Genomic DNA, 16,343 nt, shown 5'->3' with positions numbered 1-16,343 from the left:
CGCGCCCACGACGCCACGGTCTTCATGGTGCTCCACGCCGCCCTCGCCGCCCTCCTGCACCGCCTCGGCGCCGGAGACGACATCCCCCTCGGAACCGATGTGGCCGGCCGCGACGACGACGCCCTGGACCGGGCCGTCGGCTTCTTCGTGAACACGCTCGTCCTGCGCACCGACCTCTCCGGCAACCCCACCTTCGAGCAACTCCTCGACCGCGTCCGAGACACCGACCTGGAGGCCTACACCCACGCCGACGTGCCCTTCGAACGCGTCGTCGAAGCCCTCAACCCCACCCGCTCCCCCGCCCGCCACCCCCTCTTCCAAGTGATGGTGTCCCTGGACAACACGCCGGCCATCCCGGCCGCAACGCTCAAGGGAGTACGGGGGGCCACCGAGACCGGCAGGCTGGCCTCGGCGAAGTTCGATCTGATCTTCGACCTCGCCGAACGGCACGACGCCCACGGAGCACCAGCCGGACTCACCGGCGTCATCGAATACGCCACCGACCTCTTCGACCAACCCACAGCCCACCTCCTCGCCCGCCGGCTCGAACACGTCCTCACCACACTCACCACCCACCCCGAACTTCCCATCGGACACATCGACGTCCTCACCGACAACGAGCGCCGACAACTCACCAACCTCAACGACACCACCACCCCACCCGCACCACACGCCACCGTTCCCGAACTCTTCGAGGCACAAGCCGCCCGCACCCCCCACGCCATCGCCGTCCGCGGCCACGACGGACACCTCACCTACGCCCAACTCAACGAACAGGCCAACCGACTCGCCCACCACCTCCGCACCCACGGAACAGGACCCGAGGACTTCATCGCGCTCGCCCTCCCCAGATCGGTGCGGTTCGTGGTCGCACTGCTCGCGGTACTGAAGTCCGGCGCCGCCTATCTGCCGATCGACCTGGAGTACCCGGCCGACCGCATCGCGCAGATGCTGGACGACGCCCGCCCCGCTCTGGTCCTCACGGAAACGGCGACGCAAGGCCGCCTGCCGGCGACCGCCACTTCCGCGCGCCTGGTGCTGGACGAGCTCGGCGCGGCCGTCGCGCGGTGCCCCGCCACCGACCCCGTGCACGACGCCCTGCGGCCGCACCACCCCGCGTACGTCATCTACACGTCGGGATCCACGGGCCGGCCCAAGGGGGTCGTGGTCACCCACGCCAACCTCACCCATCTGGCCGCGGCCTACGAGAAGGCGCTGCTCGGCTCGGGGAAGCCGTTGAGGATCGGCGCCATGGCGTCCTTCTCGTTCGACTCTTCGACCACCGACATCCTCGCCATGATGTCCGGGCACGAGCTGCACGTCCTGGACGAGAACATCCGGCGGGACCCGGACGCCCTCGTCCGCCATGCCGCGGCGTACGGGATCGACATGCTCAACATCACCCCGACCTACGCACGACAACTGCTGGCGGCGGGGCTGCTCGCCGAGGACCGGCACCGTCCGGCCGTGCTCTGGATCGGCGGCGAGGACATCGGCCGAGACCTCTGGGAGGCGCTGGGCACGTACGCGGACCTGCGTGGCTACAACTCGTACGGACCGACGGAGTGCACCGTGGACGTCCTGTACGCCGAAGTCCGCGGGGAAGGGACCCCCACCCTCGGCAGGCCGCTGCCCAACACCCGGGTCCACGTCCTCGACGCACGCCTGGCCCCCACCCCGACCGGTGTGGCCGGCGAGCTGTACGTCTCCGGGGCCGGGCTGGCGCGCGGCTACCTCAACCATCCCGAGCTGACCGCCGAACGCTTCGTCGCCGACCCGTTCGGCGCGCCGGGCGAGCGGATGTACCGCACCGGGGACCTCGTACGGCTCCGCACCGACGGCACACTCGAGTATCTGGGGCGCGCCGACCGCCAGGTGAAGCTGCGCGGGTTCCGCATCGAGCCCGGCGAGGTCGAAGCCGCGCTCGTCTCGCACCCGGCGGTGGCGCAAGCCGCGGTCGTGGTCCGCGAGGACCAGCCGGGCGACCAGCGGCTGGTGGCGTACGTCGTACTGGAGGAGACCCACCGGTCCGGGGACGTCAGTGCCGCGGAGCTGCGCGCCCACGTCTCCGCCGGCCTGCCCGGCCACATGGTGCCCGCGGCGTTCCCCGTCATGGAAGCGCTGCCCCTGACCGTCAACGGAAAGCTGGACCGGGCTGCCCTCCCGGTACCGGCCCACACGGTCGACGGTTCGGCGCGGGGGCCCCGTGACCATCGGGAGGACCAGCTGTGCGGAATCTTCGGGGAACTCCTCGGCTCGTCCCGCATCGGCATCGACGACGGCTTCTTCGACCTGGGCGGCCACTCCCTCCTCGCGGCACGACTGGTCAAGCGGATCAGTAACGAGCTGGGGATCGACGTGTCCGTCCGGGATGTCTTCGACACTCCCACGGTGGCCGGGCTGCTGGACGCTCCGGGCGATCGGGACGCGCGGAGGGAGAACTCCCTGCGCACCCTGCTGCCGATCCGGGCGGGCGCCTCGCACAGCCCCCTGTTCTGTGTGCATCCGGTGCTCGGGATGAGCTGGTGCTACGCGGGGCTCGCGGCCCACCTGGAGCCCGTGACCGGGCTGTACGGTCTGCAGACCCGGGGACTGCTGGAACCGGAGCGGCTGCCCACGAGCATCGCCGAGATGGCCTCGGCCTACCTCGCCGAGGTGCGCACGGTGCAGCCGACGGGTCCGTACCGTCTGCTCGGCTGGTCTTTCGGAGGTCTCGTCGCGCATGAGATGGCGGTACGGCTCCGCGCCGCCGGCCAAGAGGTCGAACTGCTCGCACTGCTCGACACCTACCCGGGCCACGGTGACGGAACGGGAACAGGAACGGGAACGGGCGCCGACTGGGACGAGGTGCTCTCGGACCTGCTCGGCGAGGGTGCGGACGTGGCGGGGGTGCTCGCCGAGTACCCCGTGCGGCCTGACGATCGTGTGCTCGCCGACCTCGTCGTGCGCGAGAACCCCGCGCTCGCCGCTCTCGAGCCGACGCGGATCGCGGGGCTCGCCCGTGCGGTCGCCCGGCACATCGAGCTGATGGACCACCACACCCCCGGGTGCTACGACGGGGGCGTCGTCTTCTTCCGGGCCACTCGCTCCTCGGACAGACTGGCGCCACCGTCCGTGAATGCCGCATGGCGGTCCCACGTGCTCGGTGACATCGAGATCCACGAGGTGGACAGCTCCCATCTGGGCATGGCCCAGCCGGCCCCGTTGGCGCACATCGGCCGGGTGTTGCGGCAGATCATCCGGGAGGAACCGTCCTGAATCGCCGCAGGAGCCCGCGAGCAACCTGCCTCCTGGACGCGATGGGACGCGTCCGGGGCCGCACTTTCACAGAGGAGATCGAGGTATGAATCCATTCGACGACCAAGACGGCGAGTTCCTGGCGCTGGTCAACGACGAGGGCCAGTACTCGCTGTGGCCGGCCTTCGCCGATGTCCCGCCGGGCTGGTCGGTCGCGGCGCACCGCGGCAGCCGGCAGTCCTGCTTGGAGCACATCGAGAACCATTGGACCGACATGCGCCCGGTGAGCGCCCGCGGCGGCACGGGAACGGCGGACCGGTGATCCTCTCAGGACCCCGGACTCCGCGCCGTGCCTCTCCCTTCGTCCACCGCGTCTTCGAAGCCCATGCGGCCCGCCGCCCCGACGCGCCGGCGGTCACCGACGCGACGGGCCGGTACACGTACGGGGAGCTCAACGCGCGGGCGAACCGGTTCGCTCACGCCCTGACCTCCCGCGGTATCGGCCCTGGCTCCCTGGTCGGGGTGTGTCTGCACCGCTCGGTCGACTTGGTGGTCGCCGTCCTCGGGGTGCTCAAGTCGGGTGCGGCCTACGTGCCGCTCGACCCGACGTACCCCGCGGAGCGGCTGCGCCTGAACGTCGCCCAGCTGCCCGCCATGGCCCATGTGGTGGCCGCGGAGGAGACGGCCCGGCTGGTCGCCCACGCCGGTGGCGAGGTCCTCACCTTGGACGCCGCCATGGCCGAAACCCACGACCGCGCGCCGGAGGGTGATCCTCGTCCCGACCTCGCCGCGGACGCACCGTGCTACGTGGTGTTCACCTCTGGGTCGACCGGCACGCCGAAGGCGGCCGCCGTCCGGCACGAGGGATGGTTCAACCTGCTGGAGTCGCTGGCCGCGTCGTACGGACTCGGTGCGGAGTCGTCCAACCTGGCCGTCAGCTCGTTCGGGTTCGACATCACCCAGCGCAGCCTGCTGATGCCCCTGTTCACCGGCGCCACCCTGCACTTGCTGCACAGCCGCAGATTCGACGTGCTGCTCGCCCGCCGGCTCATCCGCGAGTTCGGTGTGCGCACGCTGCACTGCGCTCCCAGCACCCTCTACCTGCTGGTCGAGGAGAACGATGAGGCCCAGATGGTTCCCCCCTTGGAATCCCTGCGGCTGCTGTTCTGCGGGGGCGAGGCGCTGTCGCCGGGACGAATCTCCCCCTGGGCGCGCGGCCCGGGCCACCGCTGTCGTCTGGTCAACCTGTACGGAGTCGCCGAGTGCAGCGACGTGTCGACGGCGCACGAACTGCACGACTGGGAGCGGTACATGACCGACGGAGTGCCGGCAGGGCTTCCGCTCGCCAATACCGACGTGTACGTCCTGGACGGTGATCTGGCGCCGGTGACACAGTGCGGGACCGGCGAGATATGCGTGGCGGGGCGCGGTGTCGGTGCCGGATACCTCAATGCCGACCCGGAGAGCCAGAAGCGGTTCACCCACCTGGACACGTCCCACGGACCCGTCGAGCTGTATCGCACCGGGGACCTCGGACGGATCGCCCCCGATGGTGAGTTGCTCTTCGTCGGGCGGGTGGATTCCCAGGTCAAGGTGCGGGGCATGCGCGTCGACCTGGGGGACGTCGAGACGGCGCTGCGGACGCTGCCTGATGTCGCCGACGCCGCGGCCGTCACCACCGGCGGGGGCGAGCTGATCGCATACGTCGTACCGGCGCCCGCAGTACGGCTGGACGGCCGGCTCGTGCGGATCGCACTCCGGGCTTCCATCCCAGACCACATGGTCCCGCAGCACATCGTCCCGGTGCCGGCGTTCCCCCTCAGCCCCAATGGAAAAGTCGACCGGACGGCTCTGACCCGTCTGGCACACAATTGAGGAACTCTCTTGATCACTGAGCAGATGCACCACATTTGGGCCGAGGTCCTGGGCCTGGACGACTTCTCCGACGACGACGACTTCTTCGTGCTGGGCGGGCACTCCCTGCTGATGGTGCGCATGCAGGCGCTCATCAAGCAGCACCTCGGCGTCGAGGTGCCGATGGACGAGCTCTTCGAGCGGCCGACGGTGGCAGGCGTCTGCGCCTATCTGGAGAGCGGAGCGTCCCTGTGATGCCGTCTTCCGCCGCCTCTCCCTTGGTCCGGTCCTTCCGGGACATCACCGCGTCGATCCGGTCGGCGCCCGAGCGTCCGGTCGTCACCCTGTTCAGCGGCGGGCTCGACAGCACCTACCTCCTGCACCGGCTGCGGTTGGCGGGCGCCTCGAACGTGCACGCCGTCAGCGTCGGTCTCGACGTGGACGAGCGGCACGACGCCAAGGAGCAGATCGCGGCCAAGCTGGGCGCCACCCTGCTCGTGGTCGATGCCCGGGAGCGGTTCGCGGCCGACTTCGTCCGGCCCGCCATCGCCGCGCAAGCGGTGTACCTCGGCACTCATCCCATCAGCTCCTCGCTCAGTCGGCCCCTGATCGCGGCGGAAGCGGTAGGGGTAGCCGACCGGCTCGGTGCGGGGCTGCTGCTGCACACGGCGAACCGCTCGCAGAACACCCTCCGGCGACTCAACGGCGCCTTGGGCCTGCTCGGCTGGCCCGGCCGCTACGGCAGCCCGTACGACCTGGACCCGGTGGACCGCGCGCAGAAGATCCAGGAACTGAAGGAGGCAGGGGTCGACGAGTTGGACGGCCGTACCGTGAGCGGCGACTCCAACCTGTGGTGCCGCGAGTTCGAGTCCGGCCTCCTGGACGATCCGGAATCGCACGCGGTGCCGGAAGAGTTGTACCGCTGGAGCAGACGTCCCGACGCGGATACCACCGGCGTGGACATGGTGGAGGTGGCGTTCCGGGCGGGAGTTCCGGTGGCGCTCGATGGTAGGGCGCTCCCGCTCACCGAGCTGATCGCCGAGCTGAACGTGCGCGTGGGCCGCTACGGCATGGGCCGCTACAGCGGCCTGGAGCACCTCGACCATGGGGAGAAGGTGCTGGAGATCCGCGAGATGCCGGCGGCCTGGCTGCTGCTGCGCGGCTACCGGCTCCTGGAGAACGCCGTGCTGGACGCGGAGACGCTGCGGGAGAAGATGCCCCTCGAGCAGCTCTGGGTCCGCGAGGCCCTGGAGGGCCGCTGGTACGGGGAATTGCGGGCCGCCGTACAGGCCTTCATCGATGTGTGCGCACGCGACATTACGGGGTCGGTGCGCTGGCGGCTCTCGCCCGGTTCGGCGGAGACCCGCTCGATCGTCGCCGAGCGCCCCCGCTACCTGCGGGACCGGGAGTCGTGGGAGCGCATGTCGATCGCGGCGGAGGTCGCATCACACCGGCCCGCGATCTGAGCGACCGCTGCGGACGCCAGGCAGCAGGGACGGGCCCTGCCGGAACCGACAACTCCGGCAGGGCTCCGCCGTCTCCCAGCGCTCCGGGTCCAACCGTGCGGACCCGTCGTACAGGGCGGTTACCCGGCCCAGCAGGTAGGGGCTGTAGGCGACGGTGCTGCCCGCCGGGACGTGGTGGGGTTCTGGGAAGATGTCCGGCTGGACGGCTGGTTCCCGCTGCCGCGCCGGATCACGACCCCTGGCGACTCCGTCACGGCCCTCGCTCCCCTCGACCTCGGGGCGGGCTCGGCTCTGCTCGCGTCCGCGGGCGGCACAGGGTTGCGCTTGTGGGACCTACCGTCCGGCGAGGCGGTTCACTCCCTGCTCACTGCGGCGCCAGTGACCAATCTGGTGACCGGCAACGGCAATGTCCTCCACCTCGGCGGCCCGTCGGGCCTCGCAGCCCTTACTCTGCCGAGCAGCCGAGGAAGGCGATGCCGACCGAGGGAGTGAGCTTCGCGTGGCAGCGTAGTGCGCGGCCACGAAGACGTTCTGCCGGTCACCAACCGCAACAGGTGCATTCCTTCCGCCGCGTCGACGCCAAAAGGGGTCCGTACCGTTCACAGCGGGTATTCATCTCGTCTGTCTGCCTGCGCACGTGCATTGGGGGGTATGGATTGACCTCTGTCCAGAACAACGACCAGCGGCTTCTCGACCGGATCCTGGACGACCAGCACCGACGGCTGGCCCCGCACAAGGGGCGTGACGACTTCTTCACCTTCTTCGCCGCCGACAAGGCGCTACAAGACTGGGACCTCGACAACGACGAGATCCTCGACGGAATCGTCGACGGCGCACACGACTGTGGAATCGACGGCATCTGGTCCTTCGTGGACGGGCGCTACGTCACAGCCGACGCCCACGAGTATCTGACGACACGAGCCGGCACGATCGAACTGGTCGTTCTCCAGGCCAAGACGTCCGCCGGATATCAGGAGACCGTGTTCGAGAAACTGCACTTCCACCTGCCGACGCTGCTCGACATGAGTCGCGATGAAGACGACCTCGGATCGCACACCAACGCGAAACTCCTCGAACGCACCCGGCGTTTCCTGCACGTGCTGGAGAACCTGGCCGCCTCGTTCCCGCAAGTGCGTGTGAGGGTGATCTACGCCAGCAAGGCCGCCGAGGGGCCTCATCCCAATGTGAAGGCCAAGGGGGACCGTCTCAGGCGAGAACTCGCGAAGATCACGTCCGACACCGAGGCCACGATCGAGTACCTGAGCGCAGCCGACCTCCGTGAGCGGACTGCCCGTGGCGCGAGGGCCGTAGCTCAGCTCGTCTTCTCCGAAACGCCCATGAGCACCTCTCTCGGTGAGGGTTACGTGTGCCTGGCGCGGCTCGACGAGTACTACCGGTTCATCACTTCGGAGAACAGGGCGCTCCGTCTGGAGCTCTTCGAGTCGAACGTGCGGGACTACGCGGGTTCGACCGCCGTGAACAACGCCATCGGCAACACCTTGAGGTCGGGGACGGGTGAGGACTTCTGGTGGTTCAACAACGGCGTCACCGTCGTCGCCGACGCGGCGCAGATCGCAGGCAAGAAGATCGTCGTCAAGGACCCGCAGATCGTGAACGGGCTCCAGACGAGCCATGAGGTCTACAGCTACTTCCAGTCCGGCGGTCAGCACCGGGACCGCTCGCTCCTGGTCAAGATCGTGGTCGCACCGGAGAACGGAACGGCACGCGACAGGATCATCCGCGCCACCAACAGCCAGACGCAGCTCCCCGCCGGCGCCCTTCGGGCGACCGAGCCCATCCAGAAGGACATCGAGGAGAGCCTCACGCACGGCGGCGGCTACTACTACGAGCGCCGGGCCAGCTACTACCGCAACCTGGGCTTTCCCGTCGATCAGGTCGTCTCGATGGCCCGGCTGGCACGCGAGTTCACGGCCTTCGCGCTGCGCGAACCTCACACGGCGCTGAGGCACTCCGAAGCCCTGCTCCTCGACGACAAGCACTACCAGCAGATCTTCTCCCCCCGAGTGGACCTCGACCTCTACCGCCTGTCCCTCGACGTCCACACACGGATCCGCCACCACCTCAACGCATACGCACAGGACAGGCCTCTCCTCGGGGAGACCGTGGAGAACTGGCTCTACCCACTCGCCGGCGTGTCTGCTTTCGCCCTCACCCGCCTCCGCCGGCCCACCCACCGCGACCTGCTCAACATCGACCTCGATCACCTGACGCCCGAAGTCATGGACCGTCTCGTGGGAGTCCTCGACCAGAGCTTCAAGGCAGCCCTGCGCAACAACAAGGCCGGCGGGGTCGACAGGATCGCCCGAAGCCCCGAATTCACCAACCGCATCCGACAGTCCGTCATCAGCCAGAGCCGCTTCCACATCGAACACTGATCCACTTCTGCCCCACCTCCCCGCCAGCAAAGGTTGCGCCTTGGCCGAACCGGCCTCTGGGTGCCTCACAGACGCGCCACAGAGGCAGAAGGCGGGGCCTTCTCCCCCTCCTCACGATTTGCGACGTGCGGCTGAAGGCCGGGGGCCCGTTGGCGTGTCCGCAGCGGGTCACCCCTCAGAACCCCAGAACCCCCGACCTCCTCTGGGATCCGCTCCGCCCCGGCGGCGGGCAACTCGGCCGCATCCTCCACCGAGACCCGCACGAACGGAGCCGAACCGAGCTCGCCTCGGCCAGTGGGCCGAAGCCGGGGCGAGGAACTGCACCGAGGCGAACAGGGCAAGCGCCGCCTCAACACTCTCGCCCTGTGCGTTCTCCCTCGGTTGGTCGTCCTGGGCTGCTGGTCAGGGCGTCTCGGGCCAGCGGAAGGGACGGGATTCACCAGGGGCGAGTCGCATGGCCAGGGCGTCGGTGAGTACTGTCCCAGACCGGGGCTCGTCCGTCGTCGTCGCGGGCGGCTCGATACCGGTCGCCCGGTAGAGGCGGATGCGGTGCACGGTGAAGGCGTCGCAGACGTGGGCGCAGTAGGCCTCCGTCCCTGTGCACAGGGCCCTGTGCGCGCCCCACGCACAGGCGGCGCAGAGTGCGACCCAGAGGGCCTTCGCAACGAACCCGGGCAGTAGGAGGGCCCACGCGGCCGCGGCGAGCACACAGATCAGGGCCTGGGTCCTGCCGAGCACTCGGGTGGCAGAGGCCATCAGACGGTCACGGGCGGCCGTGTCGAGGCATTCGACGAACGGGCCCCAGCACACCGGCAGATCGAAGCCGTAGTCGCGCCGGATCTGCTCGCAGACGCCGACAAGTGCATTCCCCACCGAGGTCGGCCGCATGTCCGCCGCGCGCCTCGGGTAGTGGGACCAGCTGCGCAACGCCCTGTCGCGCCGCCAGGCACTCTGAGCCTGCCACGTGACCAGTGCCTCCGGACCGTAGTGGGACGGCGGGACAGCCTCACGGCTCCGGGCGTCGAGGGCCGCACGGCGCCGTGCGTGCCGGGCGGTGCGGTGCCGCGCGTACGCGACGACCGGAGCGGATGTGCCCCATCTCCCGGCCAGCACCTCCAGCACGGGCGAAGCCACGGCCGAGAGCGCGACACCGGACAACAGCACCGCCGCCACGAGCGCGGCCGCCAGCACGGCAGCGCCCGGCGCTCCCTGCTGCGCGACCTGGCATCCCGCCTTCGCCAAGTAGCCGGGCTTCACGCAGGCGTGTCCCGGGCCGCCGCGCTGGTGCAGGTGGATCAGGGCTCCTGAGAGCCACAGGAGCAGCAGGGGACCGCTCATCGAAGCCGTCCAGCGCTTGGCGAGCGGCTCCACCATCCCCTTGACGAGATCACCCACCGGGCAGCACCGGCTCGAAGGCCTGATGGGGGTGGTCCGGACAGCAGTCCTCGTCGTACGGCGCCTTCGCGTCGCCGGTCGTCGCCCGCGCGCACCCCGGCTCCGGGCACTTCCAGGCGTACTCGGCTCTGCCCGAGCCAGGGAGCCTGCCCAGGATCGGCTGACGGACCTGCGTATCGGCCCCCTCCGGGCGGAACGCGACATGGGCTTCCGGGCCGGGCCCGCGTGCGGCGTCACCGGGCAGCGGCAGTCCCCGGCCGTGGTGGACAAAGGCCGCCCAGCGCACGGGGTCCTCGGCCCGGGTCCGGGTCGCCGGGGTGCCGCCGCGCCGGCGGGCACGCTCCAGCATGCGCAGTTGCGCTTGGCGCAGGGCTTCGGCGGGCGCGAGTCCGTCGAGGTTCAGGAAGTGGTGGTACTCGGTCATGAGCTGCGCGGTGTCAGCGTCGCCCACGGCCCACAGCGAGCCGACGACGGCGGCGGCTCCGCGCGAGGCGAAGGCCGTGGCCAAGCTCAGGGCCTCGTCGTAGCGGGCGCCGGGTACGGCCGTGGCGCATGCCGAGAGGACGACGAGGCTCCCGGGCCCGGGGCTCGTCACGCGGGTGCCGTCGGCGAGCAGTCGGCCGGCGCTCAGGCGCTGACCGCCGGCGAGCAGCAGGTGCGAGTCGGCGGCGGGCACGCAGGTCCTGGCATGGCAGGCGAAGTGGGCCACCGGCGGGCGGGGGCCGCCTGGACCGGGGTGCAGGGCGTTGAGGACAGCCTGAGGGGTGGCCGGGCTGCTGCCGGGCTCTCCCGAGCTGCCCAGCCGCGTCCCCTTGGCGTAGTGCCAGCGGTGGATGTCGTCCGCCTCCCGGCGGGCGTGGGGAAGGTCACGGAGCGGGTCCGTCACGACGAGGCCGCCGCCGTCGAGAGGGGCGAGGGTGCGGGCGGCGAACCATTCCAGGGCCCGGGCGGACGGGGCGTAGGTGATACCGAGGTCTTCGAGGGCGTACCGGTGGCCCCGGCTGCCGTCGGGCAGTCCCACCTTGCGCCGCGCGGCGTGCCAGGGGACGAGGCCGAGCACTCCGGTGGGGACGAGCACGACGCGGGGGACCATGCTCCGGCGCTCACCGTCCTGCGGGAGGAGGTGACCGGCCAGATCGCGCATCGCCGCCGTCCACGCCCAGTCGCAGACGGCCCGCAGGGCGCGCCCCCAGCCGGTGGCAGGGGCGTTGTGCGGGTACCGCAGACGGTGGTCGTGGGCGCGCACGAAGGTGCGTAACGCGTCGGCCCGGACGTGGAGCGAGGGCAGGCGCAGGGCCGAGACGGTGCCGGCCCGGTGCAGCACCAGGGCCCAGCCGGACCGCTCCCCGTCGCCGGGGAGCAGGTGCACCACAGCGTCCGCGCCGATCTCCCGGCACAGCTCGGCCGCCCTGTCCTGGGTCGTCGTCCCCGTGAAGTCGCCGACGACGGGGTCGGTGTCCGTGGCACCGCAGAGCGCTTCGAGGACGAGGGGACGCAGCTCTGCGGGTACCGGCGCGCGGGGCGGGGCGGCCGAGCCGGCGGTACGCAGGACGGCGGCGCTCCCTGGGGCCTCTCCGCGGGGTGCCGGCTCCACGGCCCGCAGCCACCGGGCACGCAGTCCGTCCAGGCCGAGCGAGCCCAACTGCCGCGCGACCGGAACCGTTTCGGTGGCGGCGCGCAGGGCGAGGGCGCGGGCCGATTCGACGACTGCGAAGGCACGGTCGGGTGCCCCATCCTCCAGGAGCCAGGCGGCCAGCTCGCAGGCCGCGTCGAGGTTACGGCGGGCGGACCGGTGGGCGTGGCCGGGATCCGGCTGGCCGAGGAGCTCCCAGAGGTGTTCGTCGAGCGCCTGTCGGGCTAGCTCGCCGCCGCCCGCCGGATCCCCCGAGATGCGCCGCAGGCGGGCACGTTCGAGGAGGACGGACGGGTACGCGTCCGCGGACAGCCGGTTCGCCAGCTCGTCGAGCCTGGCGTCCAGCGCTTCGGCCCTCGCCCCGCGCAGGGGCGGGTCCTCGAGGAAACGGCCCAGCCGGCGCAACGTCCCGCAGAGGAGTACGACCGCTTCGGCCTCCAGCTCGGGGGCCGTCCCGGCGATGCCGCCCGCCTCCTCGAACAGCTCCGCCGCAGCGGTCAGCGAGTCGATCGACGTGTTTGGGAAGAGGGCGAGGAGCGACCGCCCGAGGCCGACCAGTAGGAGGGCGTACGCAGGTGTTCCCGGACGCGAGAGCCGTCGTGCGACCGTCAGCAGGTCGCGCGCGGCCTCGGCGTCGGAGCGAACGCCGAGCGTCTCGTGCCGGGACAGGCAGTAGGCCGCCAGGTCGTGCAGTGCCCCGGGCAGCAGCCCGCGGTCGCGCAACTGCCCCACCGCGGCGATGCCGCCCGCCACCGCGCCGTCGAGGGCCTCAAGGTCCCCGCTGCACAGGAACTCGGCGTGCAGCGCCGGCGCCCGCTCGGCGGCCCACCGCGTTCCACCGAGCAGCGCGCGGGAGGTGCGGAGGTCGTCGGCCGCTCCCGTGAGCTCGTGGCGGCGCAGCAGTGCGGCCCCGAGATGGGAGCGCAGCTCCGGCGTGTCGGGGTGCGTGTCGGGGAGGCGGCGGAGGGACTCGCCGAACGCGTGGACGGCGTTCTCCACGTCCGCCGGCGCGCCGAGGGCGTCGTAGCGCATGCACAGGGCGTTGCCGAGCACTGCCTGCCAGGTGACGGCACGGTCGCCCACCAATGCTCCAGTCCGATCGAACACGCTCGCCGCCATGGCGTGCTCGATGGCGGGACCGATATCGGAGGAATCGCCCGAGCGGGCGAACCGGAGGGAGAGGGCGCGGGCGAGGTCACCGTGGGCGGTGTCCCCAAGGCTGTCGGGATCGGCGAACCGTACGGCCTGCTCCAGCAGTTCGACGGCCTCGTCCAGGTCTTCCGGACGTAACGTGCGCTCGTACCGTATGAGCAGGATCAGGCCGAGGGAGGAGCGCGCCCGGCGCTGGCGGACCCCGTCCGTGCCGTCGCGGAGCTCGCTGCGGCATTCGGTCTCCAAGGCCCGTCGGCCGGCGGCGTCGTCAGTGTCCGCGTCGGACGATCCGTAGCGGGAGAGCACCAATGGGGGACACACCCGGAAACCGGCCGGGCCCAAACCGTCCCTTGCGATCTTCTCCGGAGTGCCGTCGAGGAGACTCTGGGCCAGTCCGATCAGCTCGGCGTCGTCCTCGCCCGGGTACGCGTGGGCAGGGTCGTAGAGAGCCCGGCTGACCATCAGGGACTCGTCCGCCGCGGGCCACAGGAGCCGGGCCTCCGTCCCCGGGCGCAGGACCAGGGAGGTGTCCGCCTCGGCAGGGGTAGCGCCCGCGCGCTCGGGGCGGGGCCGTGCCGTCACCGTCTCCGCCACCCGCAGGGCCAGAGCGGCCCACTCTTCGGCGGGGGCGTCCCGCGACGGGACCGCGGAGGGGCCCCACAGGCCCAGGACCAGCCGCTCGATCGCGGCGTACACCTCGTCACTCACGGCAACAGCCAAGCAGGAAACATGGCGCCGCGCGAAGCATTTGGCCAAGGCCGCGAAGTTAAGCGGGAGCGGGGTGTGTCAAGCGTGTTGGCGGGACTGGCGGTTGTCCCGGTGAGAGCAGCGGGACCTCTGGTAGGAGGGGTGATCCGTCAAGATCAGTCCGACTCTCCGAGGCCGCGTCGCGTTGTCAGTCTGTCACCAGCACTCCCGTAAGGGCTTCAACCGCAGCCAATGGTGTCTTCGCCCCAGGTCACCTGGGTGAGCTGACCAAGTACCTGCCCGTCGAGCTCGTCGACGCCGTGCTCGACGAGCTCGGAGCGGTCGAGCGTCGGTTACGGACCCTGCCGTCGCGCGTGGGGGTGTACTTCCTCGTCCTGGCCAGCCGCCGCCGCAGCGGCAACTGCGGGGCACCGACGTTGCGTACGCCTCGCACCGCCCGCGCCGTGGAGCCGTCCGCCTCCCCGGCCTTCGTCAAGGCGGTCCAGGCCGGACTGGCGGCGCCAACGGGGCGGAGTCCGGGGCTCCATGAAGTCGCCCGGAAGGGTGGTCATTGCGCCGATCCGCCCCCGGACGGTGGCCGGGATTAGTAGCGTGCCGCCGGTCGGGTAGTCGTACGAGCACGCGGAGACGGGGCGGCATGAACACGGTCGAGAGCTACTGGGACAAGACCGACGACGAGCTGTACGCCCTGCTGGGGGCGGAACTCCTGGGCGAGGGCCTCGGCCTGTCGCCGGAGGACGAGGAGAGCCACCGGGAGTTCGGCAGGGAGTGGTTCGCGGACAAGCACGCCGATCTCCAGCGCCGGATCTGCCACCACGAGAAGGCTCAGGCCTTCCTCGGCACGACGTCGACGGACCGGCTCATCGACGCCTTCACCGTGCAGGAACTGATCGCCGACTTCGCGGGCGACGCCAGGACCGCCGTCCTGATCGCGGTGCTCGTGGGCCGGGTCGGGCTTGGCGTGTTCTGCCGCAACGCCCCGGCGCCGGAGCTCTCCGCGTGAGCGGCGGGAGCCTCGCCTTCCAGCAGTATGAATTACTGAACGTCACCCGGACCCGGCAGTTCGCCCAGATGCGCGAGCGGCTGACAGAGCTGGGGGACGACCGCGGACTCCAGGAGCTCGACACAATGATGGCCGAGTTTGGTGCCACCGGACCTCAGTCCCCGGACAACCCCATCGGCGAGTTCCTTGCGGAGCTGGCCCGGGAGACGAAGGACGCCCTGGCCGACCTCGGGGCGAGCCGCACGACCCTGGACGACGTGTGGGCCGTGACCGTCAAACGCGACGCATTCTCCGCCCGTATGACCCGCTTCATCGACGACTCGGGACTCGTCACCGTCTCGGATGCCACCTTCAGCCTGTGCGGACTGTACGCCCAGGCTCTGGGGCTCGCCGGGCAGCGCGGCCCCGAGCCGCAGGTACTGGCCGGGCTGCTGCGCTACTACAACACACAGCAGCGGGTCTTCGGGATCGCGGGGAAACTGGAGATCCGGCTGGAACCGGCGGCCACGCAGCAGGCCGCCCTCCTGCAGTACCTGGCCGCGCAGTTCGTCCTGGCCCACGAACTCGCGCACTACGTCCTGGGGCACCCGTCCTCGGTGAGCGCCTTCGCACCCGACGAGTACCTGCCCGTCTGTTCCGAGAGCCACCAGCTGGAGGCGGAGGCAGACCTGCACGCGCTGCGGGTCGTCCGGCGCGCGTGCGAGCGGCTCTTCGACGGTCTGCCGCCCGGGGGCGGGGAGGCCGCTCTCGGGGCCGTCGGATCCGCAATCGGGATGCTGGCCGTGCACGTCACCGAACGGGCGCTCTTCGTCCGTCGGGGCGCCAGCCATCCGCCCGCCCGGCAGAGGGCGGCCGCGCTGCTGCGGGAGATGACCCTCCAAGAGCGCAAACTCGCCGAGGATGCCTTCGACCTGGCCCTGGCGGTGACTGAGGCCGCCTCCGGTTTCGGGGCGGGAGCCGTCTCTTTCACCCCCGGGATGTTCGGGTCGGCACCCGTCTACACCCCGCTCGACCCCTCGTACCTGAAGACCATCGAGGTCTGCGACGCGCTCCAGTGCCGCTCGCAGGAATGGTACCTGAGCCTCTTCGGCCAGGCGGGCAGCCAGCTCGGCGAGCCCTGGCTCTCGGACGGCGCCCGGCTCGCCGCCGAGGGCGATCCGGCGGGGGCCCTGCGGACGTGGGGCGTGCCGAAGGGGGACATCGGCGCCCTGTGTGATCCGGAGCAGCCGCTGACCTTCTACGCCCTGTACAAGAAGCTGCGGGCCTCCTTCACCGCCCGCAGGATCCCGGATGACCGGCTTCTCGGCTACCCGATCGCGGCGGCGGAGCTGGTCGGCGAACCCCTGGGCGGGGAGACCGCCAGGGCCCCGGCCGACAGGGCCTAACTTGACTCTGAAGCTTCTGTAGATCGTCAAGTTGTAGGAGACGGCCCGGGTGTGCCGCTGAATGCACTGGTCAGGTGGTGGTAGACCTCGCGCGCGACAAAGCGCTTGAGGCAC

At 70.8% G+C, this 16,343-nt stretch carries 10 protein-coding genes and 1 pseudogene; 9 read left to right on the top strand and 2 right to left on the bottom strand.

Annotated elements, in window-relative coordinates; genetic code table 11:
* From ACIPW5_RS39465 to ACIPW5_RS39440, 6 genes are all read left to right on the top strand, one after another.
* Positions 1–3,258, top strand: a 3,258-nt coding sequence (locus ACIPW5_RS39465; protein ID WP_401256235.1) for an amino acid adenylation domain-containing protein, incomplete at its 5' end; no start/stop codon positions are given.
* An 85-nt stretch (positions 3,259–3,343) separates the two neighbouring features.
* Complete coding sequence (locus ACIPW5_RS39460; protein WP_401256233.1) at positions 3,344–3,559, top strand: MbtH family protein; 216 nt, start codon at positions 3,344–3,346, stop codon at positions 3,557–3,559.
* Positions 3,556–5,112 (top strand): amino acid adenylation domain-containing protein, encoded by a 1,557-nt coding sequence (locus ACIPW5_RS39455; protein WP_401256230.1) that lies wholly within the window; start codon positions 3,556–3,558, stop codon positions 5,110–5,112. The genes ACIPW5_RS39460 and ACIPW5_RS39455 overlap by 4 nt, the downstream gene beginning before the upstream one ends.
* Positions 5,113–5,121: 9 nt before the next feature.
* Entirely contained in the window at positions 5,122–5,346 is a 225-nt protein-coding gene (locus ACIPW5_RS39450) for an acyl carrier protein (protein ID WP_401256227.1), read from the top strand.
* Positions 5,346–6,557, top strand: a complete 1,212-nt coding sequence (locus ACIPW5_RS39445) for an argininosuccinate synthase-related protein (protein WP_401256224.1) — start codon at positions 5,346–5,348, stop codon at positions 6,555–6,557. Before ACIPW5_RS39450 ends, ACIPW5_RS39445 begins: the two co-directional genes overlap by 1 nt.
* Before the next feature lie 656 nt (positions 6,558–7,213).
* Positions 7,214–8,953, top strand: coding sequence for an AIPR family protein (locus tag ACIPW5_RS39440; protein ID WP_401256222.1), 1,740 nt, complete (start codon positions 7,214–7,216; stop codon positions 8,951–8,953).
* 402 nt (positions 8,954–9,355) lie between these two features.
* Here ACIPW5_RS39440 and ACIPW5_RS39435 read toward each other — a convergent pair whose 3' ends face one another.
* Positions 9,356–10,348: a hypothetical protein gene (locus ACIPW5_RS39435; RefSeq protein WP_401256219.1), complete on the bottom strand. Its 993-nt coding sequence runs from the start codon at positions 10,346–10,348 to the stop codon at positions 9,356–9,358.
* A complete protein-coding gene (locus tag ACIPW5_RS39430) occupies positions 10,341–13,841 on the bottom strand; it encodes a CHAT domain-containing protein (RefSeq protein ID WP_401256216.1) in 3,501 nt (1,166 codons plus the stop codon). Before ACIPW5_RS39430 ends, ACIPW5_RS39435 begins: the two co-directional genes overlap by 8 nt.
* Before the next feature lie 182 nt (positions 13,842–14,023).
* Between ACIPW5_RS39430 and ACIPW5_RS39425 the strand changes: the two are divergent.
* From ACIPW5_RS39425 to ACIPW5_RS39415, 3 genes and pseudogenes are all read left to right on the top strand, one after another.
* Positions 14,024–14,215 (top strand): annotated as a pseudogene (locus ACIPW5_RS39425) (transposase domain-containing protein); the annotation flags it as partial.
* 263 nt (positions 14,216–14,478) lie between these two features.
* On the top strand, positions 14,479–14,844 hold the full coding sequence (locus ACIPW5_RS39420) for a hypothetical protein (RefSeq protein WP_401256213.1): 366 nt from the start codon (positions 14,479–14,481) through the stop codon (positions 14,842–14,844).
* The gene (locus ACIPW5_RS39415; RefSeq protein WP_401256211.1) at positions 14,841–16,229 is read left to right on the top strand and encodes a hypothetical protein; all 1,389 of its coding nucleotides are present in this window, start codon (positions 14,841–14,843) and stop codon (positions 16,227–16,229) included. The genes ACIPW5_RS39420 and ACIPW5_RS39415 overlap by 4 nt, the downstream gene beginning before the upstream one ends.
* Positions 16,230–16,343: the final 114 nt, after the last annotated feature.

This window comes from Streptomyces sp. NPDC090077, from assembly GCF_044747545.1.
Lineage (GTDB): Bacteria > Actinomycetota > Actinomycetes > Streptomycetales > Streptomycetaceae > Streptomyces.
The sequence above is the reverse complement of the archived record's forward strand: the minus strand, read 5'-3'. Positions and strand labels throughout refer to the sequence as shown.

Coding starts and splice junctions, on each gene's coding strand:
- ACIPW5_RS39460 (WP_401256233.1), top strand. CDS start 3,344: ATGAATCCATTCGACGACCAAGACGGCGAGTTCCTGGCGCTGGTCAAC.
- ACIPW5_RS39445 (WP_401256224.1), top strand. CDS start 5,346: ATGCCGTCTTCCGCCGCCTCTCCCTTGGTCCGGTCCTTCCGGGACATC.
- ACIPW5_RS39420 (WP_401256213.1), top strand. CDS start 14,479: ATGAACACGGTCGAGAGCTACTGGGACAAGACCGACGACGAGCTGTAC.